The 15,477-nt window shown below is 68.3% G+C and carries 15 protein-coding genes; 4 read left to right on the forward strand and 11 right to left on the reverse strand.

The window, feature by feature from the left end:
- Positions 1 to 64: 64 nt before the first annotated feature.
- Positions 65 to 295, reverse strand: a complete 231-nt coding sequence (locus I0K15_RS03750; RefSeq protein ID WP_196104095.1) for an N-(5'-phosphoribosyl)anthranilate isomerase — start codon at positions 293 to 295, stop codon at positions 65 to 67.
- 142 nt (positions 296 to 437) lie between these two features.
- Between I0K15_RS03750 and I0K15_RS03755 the strand changes: the two genes are divergently transcribed.
- Positions 438 to 1,445: an extracellular solute-binding protein gene (locus I0K15_RS03755; RefSeq protein ID WP_196104096.1), complete on the forward strand. Its 1,008-nt coding sequence runs from the start codon at positions 438 to 440 to the stop codon at positions 1,443 to 1,445.
- A 61-nt stretch (positions 1,446 to 1,506) separates the two neighbouring features.
- Here I0K15_RS03755 and I0K15_RS03760 read toward each other — a convergent pair whose 3' ends face one another.
- The 5 genes from I0K15_RS03760 to I0K15_RS03780 form a co-directional block, all read right to left on the reverse strand.
- Positions 1,507 to 1,827: an SH3 domain-containing protein gene (locus tag I0K15_RS03760; protein ID WP_196104097.1), complete on the reverse strand. Its 321-nt coding sequence runs from the start codon at positions 1,825 to 1,827 to the stop codon at positions 1,507 to 1,509.
- Complete coding sequence (locus I0K15_RS03765) at positions 1,824 to 3,497, reverse strand: ABC transporter permease (protein WP_422394003.1); 1,674 nt, start codon at positions 3,495 to 3,497, stop codon at positions 1,824 to 1,826. The genes I0K15_RS03760 and I0K15_RS03765 overlap by 4 nt, the downstream gene beginning before the upstream one ends.
- Positions 3,498 to 3,602: 105 nt before the next feature.
- A complete protein-coding gene (gene arsJ, locus I0K15_RS03770) occupies positions 3,603 to 4,874 on the reverse strand; it encodes an organoarsenical effux MFS transporter ArsJ (RefSeq protein WP_196104098.1) in 1,272 nt (423 codons plus the stop codon).
- Complete coding sequence (locus tag I0K15_RS03775; protein WP_196104099.1) at positions 4,835 to 5,821, reverse strand: ArsJ-associated glyceraldehyde-3-phosphate dehydrogenase; 987 nt, start codon at positions 5,819 to 5,821, stop codon at positions 4,835 to 4,837. The genes arsJ and I0K15_RS03775 overlap by 40 nt, the downstream gene beginning before the upstream one ends.
- A complete protein-coding gene (locus tag I0K15_RS03780; protein WP_338420754.1) occupies positions 5,818 to 6,636 on the reverse strand; it encodes a metalloregulator ArsR/SmtB family transcription factor in 819 nt (272 codons plus the stop codon). Before I0K15_RS03780 ends, I0K15_RS03775 begins: the two co-directional genes overlap by 4 nt.
- A 156-nt stretch (positions 6,637 to 6,792) precedes the next feature.
- Here I0K15_RS03780 and I0K15_RS03785 point away from each other — a divergent pair, with 156 nt between their 5' ends.
- Positions 6,793 to 8,424, forward strand: a complete 1,632-nt coding sequence (locus I0K15_RS03785) for an alpha-D-glucose phosphate-specific phosphoglucomutase (protein WP_196104101.1) — start codon at positions 6,793 to 6,795, stop codon at positions 8,422 to 8,424.
- On the forward strand, positions 8,424 to 10,310 hold the full coding sequence (locus I0K15_RS03790) for an alpha-amylase family protein (RefSeq protein ID WP_196104102.1): 1,887 nt from the start codon (positions 8,424 to 8,426) through the stop codon (positions 10,308 to 10,310). Before I0K15_RS03785 ends, I0K15_RS03790 begins: the two co-directional genes overlap by 1 nt.
- A gap of 87 nt (positions 10,311 to 10,397) precedes the next feature.
- Here I0K15_RS03790 and I0K15_RS03795 read toward each other — a convergent pair whose 3' ends face one another.
- The 5 genes from I0K15_RS03795 to I0K15_RS03815 form a co-directional block, all read right to left on the reverse strand.
- Positions 10,398 to 12,041, reverse strand: a complete 1,644-nt coding sequence (locus I0K15_RS03795; RefSeq protein ID WP_196104103.1) for an acetolactate synthase large subunit — start codon at positions 12,039 to 12,041, stop codon at positions 10,398 to 10,400.
- Positions 12,038 to 13,297, reverse strand: coding sequence for a Glu/Leu/Phe/Val family dehydrogenase (locus I0K15_RS03800; RefSeq protein WP_196104104.1), 1,260 nt, complete (start codon positions 13,295 to 13,297; stop codon positions 12,038 to 12,040). Before I0K15_RS03800 ends, I0K15_RS03795 begins: the two co-directional genes overlap by 4 nt.
- A 227-nt stretch (positions 13,298 to 13,524) precedes the next feature.
- Complete coding sequence (locus tag I0K15_RS03805) at positions 13,525 to 13,938, reverse strand: DUF4279 domain-containing protein (protein ID WP_196104105.1); 414 nt, start codon at positions 13,936 to 13,938, stop codon at positions 13,525 to 13,527.
- A 64-nt stretch (positions 13,939 to 14,002) separates the two neighbouring features.
- Entirely contained in the window at positions 14,003 to 14,392 is a 390-nt protein-coding gene (locus tag I0K15_RS03810; RefSeq protein WP_196104106.1) for a tautomerase family protein, read from the reverse strand.
- 89 nt (positions 14,393 to 14,481) lie between these two features.
- Positions 14,482 to 14,727: an accessory factor UbiK family protein gene (locus tag I0K15_RS03815; RefSeq protein ID WP_196104107.1), complete on the reverse strand. Its 246-nt coding sequence runs from the start codon at positions 14,725 to 14,727 to the stop codon at positions 14,482 to 14,484.
- Between the two features lie 155 nt (positions 14,728 to 14,882).
- Between I0K15_RS03815 and I0K15_RS03820 the strand changes: the two genes are divergently transcribed.
- Positions 14,883 to 15,389, forward strand: coding sequence for a hypothetical protein (locus tag I0K15_RS03820; protein WP_196104108.1), 507 nt, complete (start codon positions 14,883 to 14,885; stop codon positions 15,387 to 15,389).
- The last annotated feature ends 88 nt before the right edge of the window (positions 15,390 to 15,477 follow it).

Below are 15,477 nucleotides of genomic sequence, written 5' to 3' on the forward strand. Positions count from 1 at the left end.
ATCTAGCCCAAAAATGGTCCGCGGAACATTTTTGCCGGAGGTTTTTCAGCGGAAAAACCTTCCCTCAGCAGATCACGCGGAAATGCCCGGAATGGCAGAGGATCAGGACCTGATCACCGGTCTTGACCAGGTGAAAGCCCCGCCGCTTCACCTCCGCCACCAGCCGTTCCCAGCCGACATGCCGCTCGATATCGCGCCGCTGCCGCCGGACCACCCCGCCGCGGGCAACGGCGCGCGCCTCGAAGATCTGGGCGAGCCAGACATCCGGCCCCGGAATCACACGTTCTCGTCTCATGCAAAGACCCTGCCAGGGCAGGGTTAACGCCAGCTTTCCGCATTCCCGAGCAAACCAGTCGAAATTAGTGCTTGACGAAAACAGTCGGGATGGCATCTCTATGCCCGAGCAAATCAGTCGGACACCAAAGAAGGAGCCCCCGATGCTGCGTCCCCTCATCCTCGCCACCACGGCGCTGACCGTCGCCGCGCCCGCTTTCGCGCAGGAGCTCAACCTCTATTCGTCGCGCCACTACGACACGGACGAGCGGCTCTATTCCGATTTCGAGGAAGCGACCGGCATCACCATCAACCGCATCGAGGGCAATGCCGACGAGCTGATTGAGCGCATGGTGGCCGAGGGCGAGAACTCGCCCGCCGACATCCTGCTGACCGTCGACGCCTCCCGCATCGCGCGGGCCGAGCAGGCGGGCGTCCTCCAGCCGATCGAGAGCGACGTGCTGGCCGACGCGATCCCCGCCGAGCTGCAGGATGACGATGGCCACTGGTTCGGCTTCTCCCAGCGCGCGCGCATGTTCTTCTACGTCGCCGACCGGGTGGAGAACCCGCCGCAGACCTACATGGACCTCGCCGATCCCGCCTATAACGACATGGTCTGCATGCGCTCGGCGACCAACGTCTACTCCCAGACCCTGCTCGCCGCGATCATCGAGAACGAGGGCGAGGAAGCCGCGCGCACCTGGGCCGCGGGCCTCCTGGAGAACCTCGCCCGCGATCCGCAGGGCGGCGACACGGACCAGCTCCGCGGCCTCGTCTCGGGCGAGTGCGACATCGCGGTGTCGAACTCCTACTACTTCGCCCGCGCCCTGCGGAAGGAGGTCGACGGCCTCTCCGACTCCGTCGAGAACATCGCCTGGGTTTACCCCAACCAGGCTTCGAACGGCGCGCACGTGAACATCTCCGCCGGCGGCGTCGCGGCCCACGCGCCGAACCGCGAGAACGCGATCGCCTTCCTCGAGTACCTCGCCAGCGAGCAGGCGCAGAGCTACTTCGCCGACGGCAACGACGAGTTCCCGGTGGTCGAAGGCGTGCCGGTCAGCGCCTCCGTCGCCGAGCTCGGCTCCTTCGAAGGCGACAGCGTGGACCTCGCCGCGGTGGCCGACAACGTGCCGCTCGCCCAGCAGATCTACAACGAGACGGGCTGGGAGTAACCGGCCCGCCCGCGATCTCCGCCGGACAGCCTCCGGCGGGGATATTTCGCGAAGAGAGAGATCAAGAGAGGCAGCGCAGCGGCACCCAGCCGGCGCTGCCTTTTCCGTTGTCACACCAGACCCAGCCGTGGAGTTCCTCGATGACTGTGAGCCTGTCGCCCGCGGCACAGGTGAGCTCCTGCGCTGAGTAGTCGCGGGCCGCTCGTCCTTCCACCACCAGCGTGTCGGGCACCCAGCCCTCCCGCCCGTCCGGCGCCACGGCCCAGAGCCAGCGGTGTCCGTCCCAGATGTCCTCGCGCCCGGTCAGCCGGACCGCCTCGCCCGCACTCAGGCGGATGGGATCGGCGTAGCTCGCCGTCCAGCCCTCCCGGACCGTCCTCACGCCTTGCGCGCCTGCGCCGCGTCGGGCCGCATCCGTGGCCGGATCACCGCGTGCCGCCCGATCGAGCGGCAGACGAGGATCACCGGCAGCAGCCCGAACGCCACGATCACGAGCGACGGCAGCGCCGCCTGGTTCAACCGCTCATCGGCGGCCAGCCGGTGCGCCTGCACTGCCAGCGTGTCGAAGTTGAAGGGCCGCATGATCAGCGTCGCCGGCAGCTCCTTCATCACGTCGACGAAGACGATCAACAGCGCCGTCAGCACCGCCCCGCGCAGGATCGGCAGGTGCACCTCGCCCAGCACCCGTAGCGGATTGCGCCCCAGCGTGCGCGCCACGGCATCCACGTTCGGCGCCACGGTGCCGAGCCCCGCATCCACCGCCGAAAGTGCAGCCGCCATGAACCGCGCCATGTAGGCGACGACCAACAGCCAGATCGACCCGGTGAAGAGCAGCCCCGTATCGATCCCGAACCGCGCCTCCATGAAGGCATCGAGCGCGTTGTCCACCCGCGCGAACGGCACCAGCAGCCCCACCGCGATCACCCCGCCGGGCACCGCGTAGCCGAGGCCCGCGAGCAGCAGCATCGCCTTGGACCACCTCCCCGGCGCCAGCCGCGCGCCGTAGGCGACCAGCACCGCGGCCCCCACCGTCACCACCGCCGCCGCACTCGCCAGCACCAGCGAGTTCGACATGAAGGCCCGGTAGCGCCGGTCCATGAGGCTCTGCCCGCTGTCCCAGGCCATCTCGCCGAGCAGGATCACCGGCAGCACGAAACCGACCACCACCGGTAGCGCGCAGAAGCCCGCGGCGACCGCGCCCTTCCACCCGGTCAGCGTCACCGCCTCGAGCCCCGCGAGCCGCCCGGCACTGCCCCGCATATGCGCCTGCGCCTGCCCGCGCTCGATCCGCTCAATGGTCGCGAGCAACAGCGCGAAGGCCAGCAGGCACAGCGCCAGTTGCGCCGCCGCCGCCCGGTCGCCCATGGAGAACCACGCTTGGTAGATGCCGGTCGAGAAGGTCTGCACCCCGAAATAGCTGACGGTCCCGTAATCCGCGATGGTCTCCATCACCGTCAGTGCCACGCCTCCGGCGATGGCCGGCCGCGCCATCGGCAGGCTCACCCGCCGGAACGCCTGCCACGGCCCCTGCCCCAGCGTGCGCGCCGCCAGATAGGCCGAGGCGGATTGCTGCCGGAACGCCGCCCGCGCCAGCAGGTAGACGTAAGGGTAGAGACAGATGATGAGCATCGCCGCCGCCCCGCCGGTCGAGCGCACCTCCGGGAACCAGTAATCCCGCCGCCCCCAGCCGAAGAGATCCCGCAAGCCCGTCTGCACGACGCCGGGATAATCGAGGAAATCGGTGTATGCGTAGGCCAGCACATAAGCCGGAAAGGCGAGCGGCAGCGCCAGCGCGATCTCCAGCACCCGCACGCCGGGAAAGCGGTAGAGCGTCACCAGCCATGCCGCCCCGGTCCCGATCAGCGCCGTGCCGACCGCAACCGACGCCGTCAGGATCAGCGTCGTGCCTGCATAGCGCGGCAGCACCGTGTCGGCGAGCATGCCCCAGGTGGTCAGATCCCCGGTCAGCGCCGCGAGCGCCGCCGCGATCATGGGCGCGATGCACAGGAGCGCCGCCGTCCAGGCCAGTATCTTCAGTCCGCGCTCGCCCAAGGCTCACCTATCCCGACTTCATCGCTCGGAATTAGCCCGGCCCGCCCCGGCGCACAACCGCCCCGCATCACTCTCGTCAAATACGCAAAACCGCGACGGTGCCGCTTACGCCTCGGCCGGGACCGGTGCGGGCCGCAGGCCGCGCAGCGCCAGCGCGCTCGCCCCCGCCATCGCGGCGGCCGTGGCGAGGCACAGCGGCAGCCCGCCCGCCTCGTAGCTCAGCCCCGACAGCAGCGTGCCCACCAGCCGCCCGGCGGCGTTGGCCATGTAGTAGAAACCCACATCCATCGTCACCCGCTCCGCCTTGCCGAGCGCCAGGATCAGGTAGGAATGCAGCGCTGAGTTCAGCGCGAACACACCGCCGAAGACCAGCAGCCCGACCACCAGCATCACGGCGAGCCCCGGCGGCGCGACGACCGCCAGCGCAGCGAGCACCGCGATGATGCCCGTCAGCACCGTCACCCAGCGCCGCGCCAGCGCCGCGATCCGGGGCAGCGGCAGCGTGGTCGCCCTGAGCAGCCGCGGCGCACTCGCCTGCACCGCACCGTAGAGCACGATCCACCCCGCCATGAACGACCCGATCAGGAAGAACGCCGCGCGGTTGTCTTCGGTCGTCCCGTCCGACAGCACGCCGTAGAAGAAGACCGGGATGCCCACCACGAACCACGTGTCGCGAGCCCCGAACAGGAAGAGCCGCGCCAGCGACAACCGGTTGATCGCCGGGTCCTTCGACCAGACCTCCTTGAACTTCGCGCCCTTCATGCCCTTGGGCAGCCCCTCCGGCATGAAGAGCACGACAGCGAGCAGGATCGCCCCGAGCACCACCGCCATGAAAAGCAGCGCCGGCACGAATCCCGCCGTCGCCAGCAGCACGGCGCCCAGCGCGAAGCCCGCCCCCTTCACCGCGTTCTTCGAGCCGGTGAGAAGCGCGACCCAGCGGAACAGCCCGCCCTCCTCCTTCGGTGCGAGTAGCTTCACGGCGGATTTGGAGGACATCTTGGACAGGTCCTTCGCCACGCCAGACGCGCCCTGCACCGCCGCCACGTAGATGACGGAGGCGAGCACGCCCCAGCCCGGATCGAGGGCCGCCAGCGCTAACAAGGCCACCACCTGGATCCCCAGCCCGGCATAGAGCGTCGAGGTGAGGCCAAACCGCGCCGCGATCCACCCTGCGCTCAGGTTCGTCACCACCCCCGCCGCCTCGTAGAGCAGAAACAGCCACGCCAGCTGGAACGGCGAGAACCCCAGCGTGTGGAAATGTAGGAGCACCAGCATCCGCAGCGCCCCGTCGGTCAGCATGAAGGCCCAGTAGGCCGCGGTGACGGCGATGTAGGCCCTCAGCCCACCATCATCCGCACGATGTCCACCAGCCGGCATGTGTAGCCCCATTCGTTGTCGTACCAGGCATAGATCTTCGCCTGCGTCCCGTTCACCACCATGGTGGAGGGCGCGTCGATGATCGCCGAGCGCGGGTCGTTGAGAAAATCGGTGGAGACGAGCGGCCGCCGCTCGACCCCGAGGATCCCCGCCAGCGGCCCCTCCTCCGCCGCCTCGAACAGGCGGTTGATCTCCTCCTCGGTGACGGTGCGCTCCATCTCGAACACGCAGTCCGTCAGCGAGGCGTTGAGCAGCGGCACCCGCACCGCATGGCCGTTCAGCCGGCCCTTGAGCTCCGGATAGATCACGGTGATCGCCGTCGCTGAGCCCGTCGTCGTCGGGATCAGCGCGTTCAGCGCCGAGCGCGCGCGGCGCAGGTCCTTCATCGGCTTGTCCACGATCACCTGCGTATTGGTCACGTCGTGGATCGTGGTGATCGAGCCGTGCCGGATCCCCACCGCCTCGTGCAGTACTTTCACCACGGGGGCGAGGCAGTTGGTGGTGCAGCTCGCCGCGCTCACCACGTCATGCACCGCCGTATCGTAGAGGTCGTGGTTGATGCCGTAGACCAGATCGAGCGCGCCCTCCTGCTTGATGGGCGCGGACACCGCGACCTTCTTGCCGCGGTAGGGCGCGAGCGCCTCCAGCGTCTTGAACTTGCCGGTGCACTCCACGACCAGATCGACCTCGCCCAACGGCAGGTCCGCCGGATCGGCGTTGTTTAGCACCGGGATCGACAGCTCGCCGACCCGCAGCCGGTCGCCCTCGGCGCCGACATCCTGCCCCCAGCGCCCGTGCACCGTGTCGAATTCGAGGAGATGCGCGTGCATCGCCGCGTCCCCGGTCACGTCGTTGACCCAGGCGATGCGTGCGCCCATCCCCTCGTCGATCATGCGGCGGAGCGCCAGTTTCCCGATGCGCCCCAGCCCGTTCAATCCGATCTTCATTCCGCGGCACGCTCCTCGCCGATCGCGTCCACGGCGCTCTGCAGCGACACCGCGTCCAGAGAGGACACCGGCAGGTTCACGAAAGCCTCGATGCGCGAGCGCAGCGTGCGGTAGGCCTCCTTGAAGGCCAGCGCCTTCTCCGCATCCGTGCCCTCGACCTTCACCGGGTCGGGCATGCCCCAATGGGCCGAGACCGGCTGCCCCTCCCACGGCGGGCACTCCTCCCCCGCGTCCCGGTTGCACACGGTGAAGACGAAGTCGAAGGCGGGCGCGTCGCCGCTCTCGAACTCCGAGATGTTCTTGGCCCGCAGGCCGGATGTGTCGTGCCCCAGCCCCTCCAGCATCTCGACCGCGTGCGGGTTGAGCTCGGAGAACGGCTTCGTTCCGGCCGAATAGGCTTCGAAGCGCGCGCCGCCGAGTTCCCGCAGCAGCGTCTCGGCAATGATCGAGCGGGCGGAGTTTCCGGTGCAGACGAACAGCACCTTGAAGGTGTCTTGCATGACGTCAGATCCCTGTTTCCGAATGAGGGGTTCGCAGAGCTCGGGTTGACCGTTGCAGCAGTCGAACACGAGGAATTCGAGCATCTCGCGCACGGTATCGGGCTGGACGGAGTAGTAGAGCCGCGTCCCGTCCCTGCGGGCGCGGATCAATCGCGCATCGGCCAGGCGGGCGAGATAGGCGGACAAAGTGCTGGCCGGCAGGCCCGTTCGCTCCACCATCTCCCCCGGCGTCATCTCGGCCGGGGCACGCCCGGCCAGAAGACGGAAGACCTGCATCCGCTGCGCATGCGCAAGTGCCCCGAATCGATCCACCATACCGTCCATACTTCGCAAATACCGGAAATATGGAAATAAGGCCAGCGCCCCCTCCGCTCCGGTTGCAGCACAGGCCCCGCGCGCAACCCGCTTGCGCGACGCGCGATTTCACCGCAGGGTCCGCCGCGACCGCGCCCAGAACCAGGGAGTTCCCCGATGCAGATCACAACGCATGAGACCCGGCCCATCGGCGGGCAGAAGCCCGGAACCTCCGGCCTGCGCAAGAAGACCAAGGTCTTTATGGGTCCGCATTACGTGGAGAACTTCGTCCAGTCCGTCTTCGACGCCGTGGGGGGCATCGAGGGCAAGACGCTGGTGGTGGGCGGCGACGGCCGCTACTTCAACGCACAGGCGATCCAGGTGATCCTGCGCATGGCCGCCGCCAACGGGGCCGCGCACTGCATCGTCGGGCGCGAGGGGCTGCTCTCGACCCCCGCCGCCTCCAACCTCATCCGCACCCGCGGCGCCGATGGCGGCCTGATCCTGTCGGCCTCCCACAATCCCGGCGGGCCGGAGGAGGATTTCGGCATCAAGTACAACACCGCCAATGGCGGCCCCGCGCCCGAAAGCGTGACCGCCGCCATCCACGCCCGGACGGAGGAGATCACCGTCTACCGCATCATGGAGGCGCAGGACATCGACCTGAGCGCCCTCGGCGAGACCACGCTCGACCGCATGACCGTCGAGGTCGTGGACCCGGTCACGGATTACGCCGCGCTGATGGAGAAGCTCTTCGACTTCGACGCGATCCGCCGCCTCTTCGCCTCCGGCTTCACCATGCGCTTCGACGCCATGCACGCGGTGACGGGACCTTACGCCAAGACGATCATCGAGGGGATGCTGGGCGCGCCCGAGGGCAGCGTCGTCAACGCCGTGCCCCTCCCCGATTTCGGCGGCGGGCACCCGGACCCCAACCCGGTCTGGGCCAAGGAGCTGATGGACTTGATGATGGGCGAGGACGCGCCCGATCTCGGCGCGGCCTCCGACGGCGACGGCGACCGGAACATGATCGTGGGCCGCGGGGCCTACGTGACCCCCTCCGACAGCCTCGCCGTGCTGGCCGCCAACGCGCATCTCGCGCCTGGCTACGCGGACGGGCTCACCGGCGTCGCCCGCTCCATGCCCACCTCCCGCGCCGCCGATCGCGTGGCGCAATATCTCGACATCCCCGCCTACGAGACGCCGACGGGCTGGAAGTTCTTTGGCAACCTGCTCGACGGCGGCCACGCGACGCTCTGCGGGGAGGAGAGTGCGGGCACCGGCTCCGACCACGTGCGGGAGAAGGACGGCCTCTGGGCGGTGCTCCTCTGGCTCAATATCCTCGCCGCCCGCGGGCAGAGCGTCGCCGACATCCTCACCGCCCACTGGTCCGACTACGGGCGCGACTATTACTCCCGCCACGATTACGAGGGCGTGGACAGCGCCAAGGCCCGCGCCCTGATGGACGACGTCCGCAATCACCTCGACACCCTGCCGGGGCAGAGCTTCGCGGGGCTGGAGGTCGAGGCCGCCGACGACTTCGCCTATACCGATCCGGTGGACGGCTCCGAGGCGACGTCGCAGGGCCTGCGCGTCACCTTCACCAACGGCGCGCGTCTGGTGCTGCGCCTGTCGGGCACCGGCACCGTGGGCGCGACGCTCCGCGTCTACCTCGAACAGCACGAGGGCGACCCCGCGCAGCAGCACCGCGACCCGCAGGAGGCGCTGGCCGACGTGATCGCGGCCGCCGACGCCCTCGCCGGGATCACCGAGCGCACGGGCCGCGACGCGCCGGACGTGCGCACCTGATGCCCGACCCGGCCCTTGCAGCACTTCCACCGCACGAGGCGGAGCTCTTCGAGCTTCGCCTCGAACGCTCCTGGGCCGACCTGACCGAACCCTTCGACCGCCTCTACGGCCACCTGCCGCAGGCCGAGGCGGAGCAGGCACGCCTCCTCGAGATCCTCGCCGACGCCTGGGCCGCCCGCCCCGCCGACCTCAAGGCCCTCGACCTCAAGCGCGACCTGGAGCCCGACTGGTTCCAGCGCCCCGGCATGGTCGGCTACGTCTTCTACGTGGACCGCTTCGCCGGGAAACTCACCGACATCCTTGACCATCTCGACTACCTCGAAGAGCTCGGCGTCACCTATGTCCACATGATGCCGCTCCTCAAGCCGCGGGACGGCGACAACGACGGCGGCTACTCGGTTCAGGACTACCGCGCCATCAACCCGAAATACGGCACCATGTCGGAGTTCGAGGCGGTGACCGCGGCGCTGCGCGCCCGCGGCATCTCCACCTGCATCGACATGGTCCTCAACCACACCGCGCGTGAGCACGACTGGGCCGAGCGCGCCCGCCGGGGCGACGCGGCTTACGAGGCCTACTACCGCACCTTCCCCACCCGCGAGATCCCCGACGCCTACGAGGAGACGTTGCTGGAGATCTTTCCGGATCAGGCCCCCGGCAATTTCACCTGGGACGACCGCCTGCAGAAATGGGTCTGGACCACGTTCAACACCCACCAATGGGACCTGAACTGGGAGAATCCGCAGGTGATGCTGGAGATCGTGGACACGATGCTCCACCTCGCCAACCGGGGGGCGGAGGTCCTGCGCCTCGACGCCGTCGCCTTCATGTGGAAGCGGCTCGGCACGACCTGCCAGAACCAGCCCGAGGTCCACGACATCCTGCAGGTCCTGCGCGCCGCCTGCCGCATCGCCTGCGCTGGCGTGATCCACAAGGCGGAGGCGATCGTCTCGCCCGCGGACCTCATCCCCTATCTCGGCGCCGGGCGGCATACGGGGAAGGTCGGCAACCTCGCCTATCACAACTCGCTGATGGTGCAGTTCTGGTCGGCGCTGGCCAGCCGCGACACGACACTGATGACCCGCGTGCTGACCGACCACTTCCCCACCGCGCATCAGAATGCCACCTGGGCGACATATCTGCGCTGCCACGACGATATCGGCTGGGCGATCACGGATGAGGACGCGGGCGCGCTCGGCTTTTCGGGCGCGGCCCACCGCGACTTCCTCGCCGAGTTCTACCGCGGCAATTTCGAGGGCAGCTTCGCGCGCGGCGGCCTCTTCCAGTACAACCCGGACACCAACGACAAACGCTCCAACGGCGCCCTCGCCTCGCTCGCCGGGCTGGAGGCCGCGAAGACCGACGGCGAACGCCACGACGCCATCGCGCGCATCCTGATGGGCCACGCGCTGATCGCCAGCTTCGGGGGCATCCCGCTGATCTACATGGGCGACGAGATCGGGATGCTGAACGATTACGACTGGGCCGCCCATTCCGACGGCGAGAACGACAGCCGCTGGATGCACCGTCCGATGATGGACTGGACACGGGCGGCTGAGCGGACGGACGAGAGCACGGACGCAGGCCGCATCTTCACCGGCCTGAAACACATCCTCGATACCCGACGTGCGACGCCCCACCTCCACGGCGCCAACCCGCGGGAGATCCTCGCGACACCCGACGCCGCCCTCTTCGCCTTTCGCCGGATCAGCGCCGAGGGACCGCTCACCTGCCTCTTCAACGTCTCCGAAACCGCCCGCTTCGTGCCCGCCGACTGGTGGCACGCGGCAGGCGCCACCGCGTTCCAGAACGTGCTCGGCAGCCCCCTAGACTGGCGTGGCGACGCAGTCCGGGTCGCGCCCTACGAGGCGATGTGGGTGCTCTGAAGGACCGTTCCGCCGGGCCGGGCGGGCCCGACATGGATATTTGGACGAATCCGAAAGCCGCCTTCATCTTTCCCCAAATACGCGAACTCAGAGCGTGATGGAGATGTCCCCCAGCCGCTCGGTGAGCTTCACGTTCTCGCGGTAGTCGATCGGCACCGCGATCAGGCTCGGGCCTTTGTGGGCGAGCGCCGCGTCCAGCTTCTCCCGCAGGTCCGACGAGCCCTCGACCACCCAGCCTTCCCAGCCGAAGGCCTTGGCCAGATGCAGCCAGTCCGGGTTGCCGAAGGCGAGGTCGGTGTGGCCGCCGAACTCGTCGTCCTGCTTCCACTCGATCAGCCCGTAGCCGCCATCGACCCAGACCATCACCGTGATGTCGGCGTCGAGGCGGCAGGCCGTCTCCATCTCCTGCACATTCATCATCACGTCGCCGTCGCCCGCGATGGCGAGGATCTTCCCGTCGAAATCGAGGGTCGCGCCGACCGCGCCCGGCAGCGGCATCCCCATCGAGCAGAAGCCGTTGGGGATCAGGCAGGTATTGGGCTCGTGGCACTGGTAATAGCGCCCGATCCACATCTTGTGCGCGCCCACGCCCGACAGCAGCAGGTCCGAGGGGCCGAGCGCATCGCGCACCTCCCACAGGGCCTTCTGCGGCTTCACCCGTTCAGCGTCGTCGTCCTTCCACTCGGCGAACTCCGCGAGCATCTTCTCGCGCACCTTGCGCTGATAGGCGAAGTCCCAGTCCGGCACGCCGTCGCGCTTCGCCCGGTCGGTCAGACCGCAGATCGCCTCGGCGATGTCGCCGACGCCCTCCACCGCCGGGTGGTAGTTCGCGTCGATCTCCGCCGGCTCAAAATCGAGATGCACGATCGCCTTGTCCGCGCCCGCGTTCCACAGCCGCGGCGGGTACTCCACCAGATCGTAGCCGATGCAGATCACCACATCGGCCCGCTCCACGGCGAGCGCGGGCCAGTCGCGCTGCTGGATCCCGATGGTAAAGAGGCAGCGCGGATCGTCCATGTCGACCGAGCCCTTGCCCATGAACGTGTGCAGCACCCCGATCCCCGTCGCTTCGACGAAGGCGCGCAGTTCCGCCGAGCACCGCTTCCGAATTGCGCCGTTGCCCGCGATGATGATCGGCTGCTTGGCACCCCGGATCGCGTCCCACGCCTTGTCGAGGATGTGGTCGGAGACCTCGGGCCGCCAGAACCGCCGCGGCTCCAGCGGTTCAGCATCGACCTCCATCTTCGCGACGTTCTCGGCCAGCTCCAGATGCACCGCACCCGGCTTTTCCTTGCGCGCCAGCCGCACGGCCTTGCGCACCACCTCCGGGATGGTGTCGGGCGCGATGATCCCGTGGGACCACTTGGTGACCGAGCGGTACATGTCGACCACGTCCATCACCTGGTGGCTCTCCTTGTGCTGGCGCGTGGTGGCGGCCTGCCCGGTGATCACGATCAGCGGCGCGCGGTCCATGTTGGCGTCCGCCACGCCGGTCAGCAGGTTGGTCGCGCCCGGCCCCAGCGTGCCGAGGCAGACGCCCGGCTCCCCGGTCAGCCGCCCGTGCGCCTCCGCCATGAAGGCCGCGCCCTGCTCGTGGCGGGTCAGCACGAACTCGATGGAGGAGTTGCGCAGCGACATCATGAAGTCCGCGTTCTCCTCCCCCGGCACGCCGAAGATGCGGGTGATGCCCTCGGCCTCCAGACACTTCACGAAAAGATCGGACGCCTTCATCGGTTGCCTCCATTGTGCTCGCAGGCGCCGCGCGCCTCCAGCGCGGCGTTCAGCCGCCGGGCGGCCACCGCGTAGGCCGCGGTACGGAAATCGCTGTCGATCTCGTCTGCCATGTCGCGCACGGCGGCCGCGCGGTCGCGCATCCGCGTCTCCAGCCGGTCGTTGACCTGATCGTTGGTCGGGAAGTCGCCCGAGCGGCCCGCGACCCATTCCAGCCAGCTCACGAAGACCCCGCCCGCATTGGCGAGCACGTCGGGCGCCACCTTGATCCCGCGCTGGCGCAGGATGTCGTCGGCCTCGGGCAGGACCGGACCGTTCGCGATCTCCACGATCGCCTTGCACTGCAGGTCGGCGGCGTTGTCCTCCGTCACCGCGCCGCCTAGCGCCGCAGGCACCAGCACGTCGGCCTCCACCGTCAGCACCGCGTCGCTGTCGAGCGTCTCGACCCCATCCGCATCGGTGACCGAGCCGCCGTCGTTCTTGGCCTTGTCCAGCGCGTCGAGGTCCAGCCCGTCGCCGTCGAAGGCGGTCCCGGAGCTGTCGGCCACCGCGACGATGGTCCACCCGGCCTCCTGCGCGAAGCGGGCAAACCACTTCCCGCCGGAGCCATAGCCCTGCACCGCGATCCGCCTGTCATCCTCGCCGAGCCCCAGCGCCTCCCGCAACTCGTCGAGGGCGAGGAACGCGCCCCGCCCGGTCGCGGGCGTGCGTCCGTCGAGCCCCCCGTCCACCGGCGGCTTGCCCGTGATCACGTCCGGCGAATGGCGGTGGTTCATCCAGCCCCAGGCCTCGGCGATCCAGCTCATCTCCATCGGACCGGTGCCCACATCGGGAGCGGGCACGTCGCGTCCCGGGCCGAAGATATGGGCGTAGCGCTCGGCAAAGGCCCGGACCAGCCGCTCTTTCTCCCCGATGCTCAGGCTCTTGTAATCGACGGACATCCCACCCTTGCCGCCGCCGAAGGGCAGGTGCATCAGCGCGCATTTCACCATCATCCAGAAGGCAAGCGTCTGCACCTCGTCCGCATTGGTGGAGGGGTGGAACCGCAAGCCGCCCTTGGTCGGCCCCAGCATGTCGTCGTAGCGGCAGCGCCAGGCCTTAACCATCTCAAGCCGCCCGTCGTCACGGCGCAGCGGGATCGAGGCGGCGAGCGTCTCCTTGGGATATTTCAGGCTCTCGAAGAGGTCGGGCGCCACACCCGCCCGCTCCGCCGCATCGAACAGACGCTGCCGCGCCCCGCTGAGCTGGTCGCCCATGAAATCCTCCCGTCAAATCAATGTGCGCGGAAGGATGGAGCGCGGGCTCAGGGCTTCAAGCAGACGGCGCGCGACTGGCCCAGATCGGCCGCCACACCCATCGTCCCGGCCGCAGCGCCGGGATCGCTCTCCCACGAAGCACTCCTTGTCGAAAGACCCCGGATCAAGTCCTGGGTGGCATCAAACCGAAGGACCGCTCGCCCCTATCCCTCAGACCCGACACAACCCTAGCTCTCAACGGCATCGTAGATATCGAACACCAGCTCCAGCCCCCGCGCCCCAACCATCCGGGACGTCGCCGCCGACAGGCGCACCATGTCATTGCCGCTCCCCATGAAGAACCCGCAGAACAGGTCACAGCGATACCGCTCGTTCAAAATGCGCCAGACCGAGAGGTCGCTCGTGACCTTCCCCAGCACCTCCGCCGCCTGACGGTCGAGATCACCATCCGCCCGATCCGGAGCCATGAGCTGCCAGGACCCCGTCTTCGCAACGTAGTCCTGCCCGGTCACCCGGCTCCGCCGAACATCACCCTTCCGCCGAGCACGAGACGGCGCGCACCCCAGCAACGCTGTCACCGCATAGGGATCGAGATCATTGCCCCACAAACGGAGCGCCACGGTGGTCGTCTCAAGCGACATGAGGACCGCATCCGGCCCCGCATGGATCGCCTCACAAGAGCGCCCCGAACCGCCAACAGCACCCCTACAGCCCCAGCACCGTCTTCACGGACCCCGCGTCGCTGAAAGACCAGTCCGCCGGGCCGTTCTCCACCAGGAACAGGATCACGTTCGCCGGCTCGATGCCCAGCACCGCCAGCCGCTCTCGCACATCGACGTGGAGCGCCTCCTTCTGCGCCTCGCTCCGCCCGGCCAAAAGCGTGATCTCGATCACCACCGTCACCGCCGGATCCCGCTCCCCGAGGAACGTCGGATGCACGATCATGTCTTCCGTCGCATAGCGCGCGATCAGGCAGAAGTTGTCGTCCGGGTTCACGCCGCAGGTGTCCACCAGGCTCAGATGCAGCGCCTCGCCCGCCGCGCGGCACAGCTCCGCGGGCATCCCCACAGGCACATGAAGTTTGCTCAGCGGCATCTATCCCCTCCCGTCACACATGAAAAAAAGGGGCGCGCCCCGCCCCTTCATCTTTCCCGAAAATACGCCCGCCGGAGGCGGTCCGGACTTCAGTCCGCTTTGCCCTCTAAGGCGGCGATGCGCGCCTTCAGCGCCTCGTTCTCCTCGCGCGCCTTCTGGGCCATGGCGCGCACCGCGTCGAACTCCTCGCGGGTCACGAGGTCCCGATCGGCGAGCCAGCGGTCCATCATGCCCTTCATGGCGTTCTCGGCCTCGGTCCGCGCGCCCTGCGCCACACCCATCGCGTTGGTCATGAGCTGGCTGATGTCGTCGAAGACGCGGTTGCGGGTCTGCATGTCTGTCACTCCTGTCAAAGGCCCTCTTCTCAGAGGCTTGTGAAAGATATGGGCGGCGGCGCGAGCATAGGCAAGCGCGCCATAGATCGCAGGCCGTGGCTGACGCACCTGACCCGCCATGCTAGCCTGAACGCATAGCAGATGTGGGGGCATCAATGCGCATCTCGATCCTTGCCGCGTGCGTGTTTGCTGCCGCCGGTCAGGCCGCCTCGGCATGCGGCGAGCTGATCCAGAGCTGCACCTTCGAACACGGCCGCGACGCGGTGCGGATCTGCCTGATCGACGGGTTCGTCACCTACGACTACGGACCTGCGGGCGGCCCGCCGGAGCTCTCCCTGTCCGTCCCCATCGAGGAGGCCGACTACTACCCATGGTCCGGCAGCGGCTCGACCGTCTGGGAGATGATAACCTTCCACAACGAGGCGTACGCCTATCATGTCGCGGCGGGCTTTCACAAACTGCGCGAAGGCGAGGACACGCCGAGACCCCCGTTCGGCTCTATCGAAGTCACCTATCAGGGCGACCTGATCTCCTCGCGCGCATGTGATGCCGGATCGGTCCAATGGGGCTACGGCGATGGCGGCCTGTATGGCGCGAAGACCGCAGCGGGGCTCTGCTGGGCCGACCACCCCGATTTCGTCTGGCGCCCCTGCGCGGACTGACATTCGCATCGCGGCTACCCCCATGTTTCCTTTCCGAGCAGCGCGCTATATGCGGAACCGGTCGCCCCGCACCACGTCGCACCGGAAA

This window comes from Pontivivens ytuae (assembly GCF_015679265.1).
GTDB lineage: Bacteria > Pseudomonadota > Alphaproteobacteria > Rhodobacterales > Rhodobacteraceae > Pontivivens > Pontivivens ytuae.

Coding starts and splice junctions, on each gene's coding strand:
- I0K15_RS03805 (WP_196104105.1), bottom strand. CDS start 13,938: ATGTCGCTTGAGACGACCACCGTGGCGCTCCGTTTGTGGGGCAATGAT.
- I0K15_RS03780 (WP_338420754.1), bottom strand. CDS start 6,636: ATGGTGGATCGATTCGGGGCACTTGCGCATGCGCAGCGGATGCAGGTC.
- I0K15_RS03750 (WP_196104095.1), bottom strand. CDS start 295: ATGAGACGAGAACGTGTGATTCCGGGGCCGGATGTCTGGCTCGCCCAG.
- I0K15_RS03820 (WP_196104108.1), top strand. CDS start 14,883: ATGCGCATCTCGATCCTTGCCGCGTGCGTGTTTGCTGCCGCCGGTCAG.
- I0K15_RS03790 (WP_196104102.1), top strand. CDS start 8,424: ATGCCCGACCCGGCCCTTGCAGCACTTCCACCGCACGAGGCGGAGCTC.
- I0K15_RS03815 (WP_196104107.1), bottom strand. CDS start 14,727: ATGCAGACCCGCAACCGCGTCTTCGACGACATCAGCCAGCTCATGACC.
- arsJ (WP_196104098.1), bottom strand. CDS start 4,874: ATGCCGGCTGGTGGACATCGTGCGGATGATGGTGGGCTGAGGGCCTAC.
- I0K15_RS03795 (WP_196104103.1), bottom strand. CDS start 12,041: ATGAAGGCGTCCGATCTTTTCGTGAAGTGTCTGGAGGCCGAGGGCATC.
- I0K15_RS03785 (WP_196104101.1), top strand. CDS start 6,793: ATGCAGATCACAACGCATGAGACCCGGCCCATCGGCGGGCAGAAGCCC.
- I0K15_RS03810 (WP_196104106.1), bottom strand. CDS start 14,392: ATGCCGCTGAGCAAACTTCATGTGCCTGTGGGGATGCCCGCGGAGCTG.
- I0K15_RS03755 (WP_196104096.1), top strand. CDS start 438: ATGCTGCGTCCCCTCATCCTCGCCACCACGGCGCTGACCGTCGCCGCG.
- I0K15_RS03800 (WP_196104104.1), bottom strand. CDS start 13,297: ATGGGCGACCAGCTCAGCGGGGCGCGGCAGCGTCTGTTCGATGCGGCG.
- I0K15_RS03775 (WP_196104099.1), bottom strand. CDS start 5,821: ATGAAGATCGGATTGAACGGGCTGGGGCGCATCGGGAAACTGGCGCTC.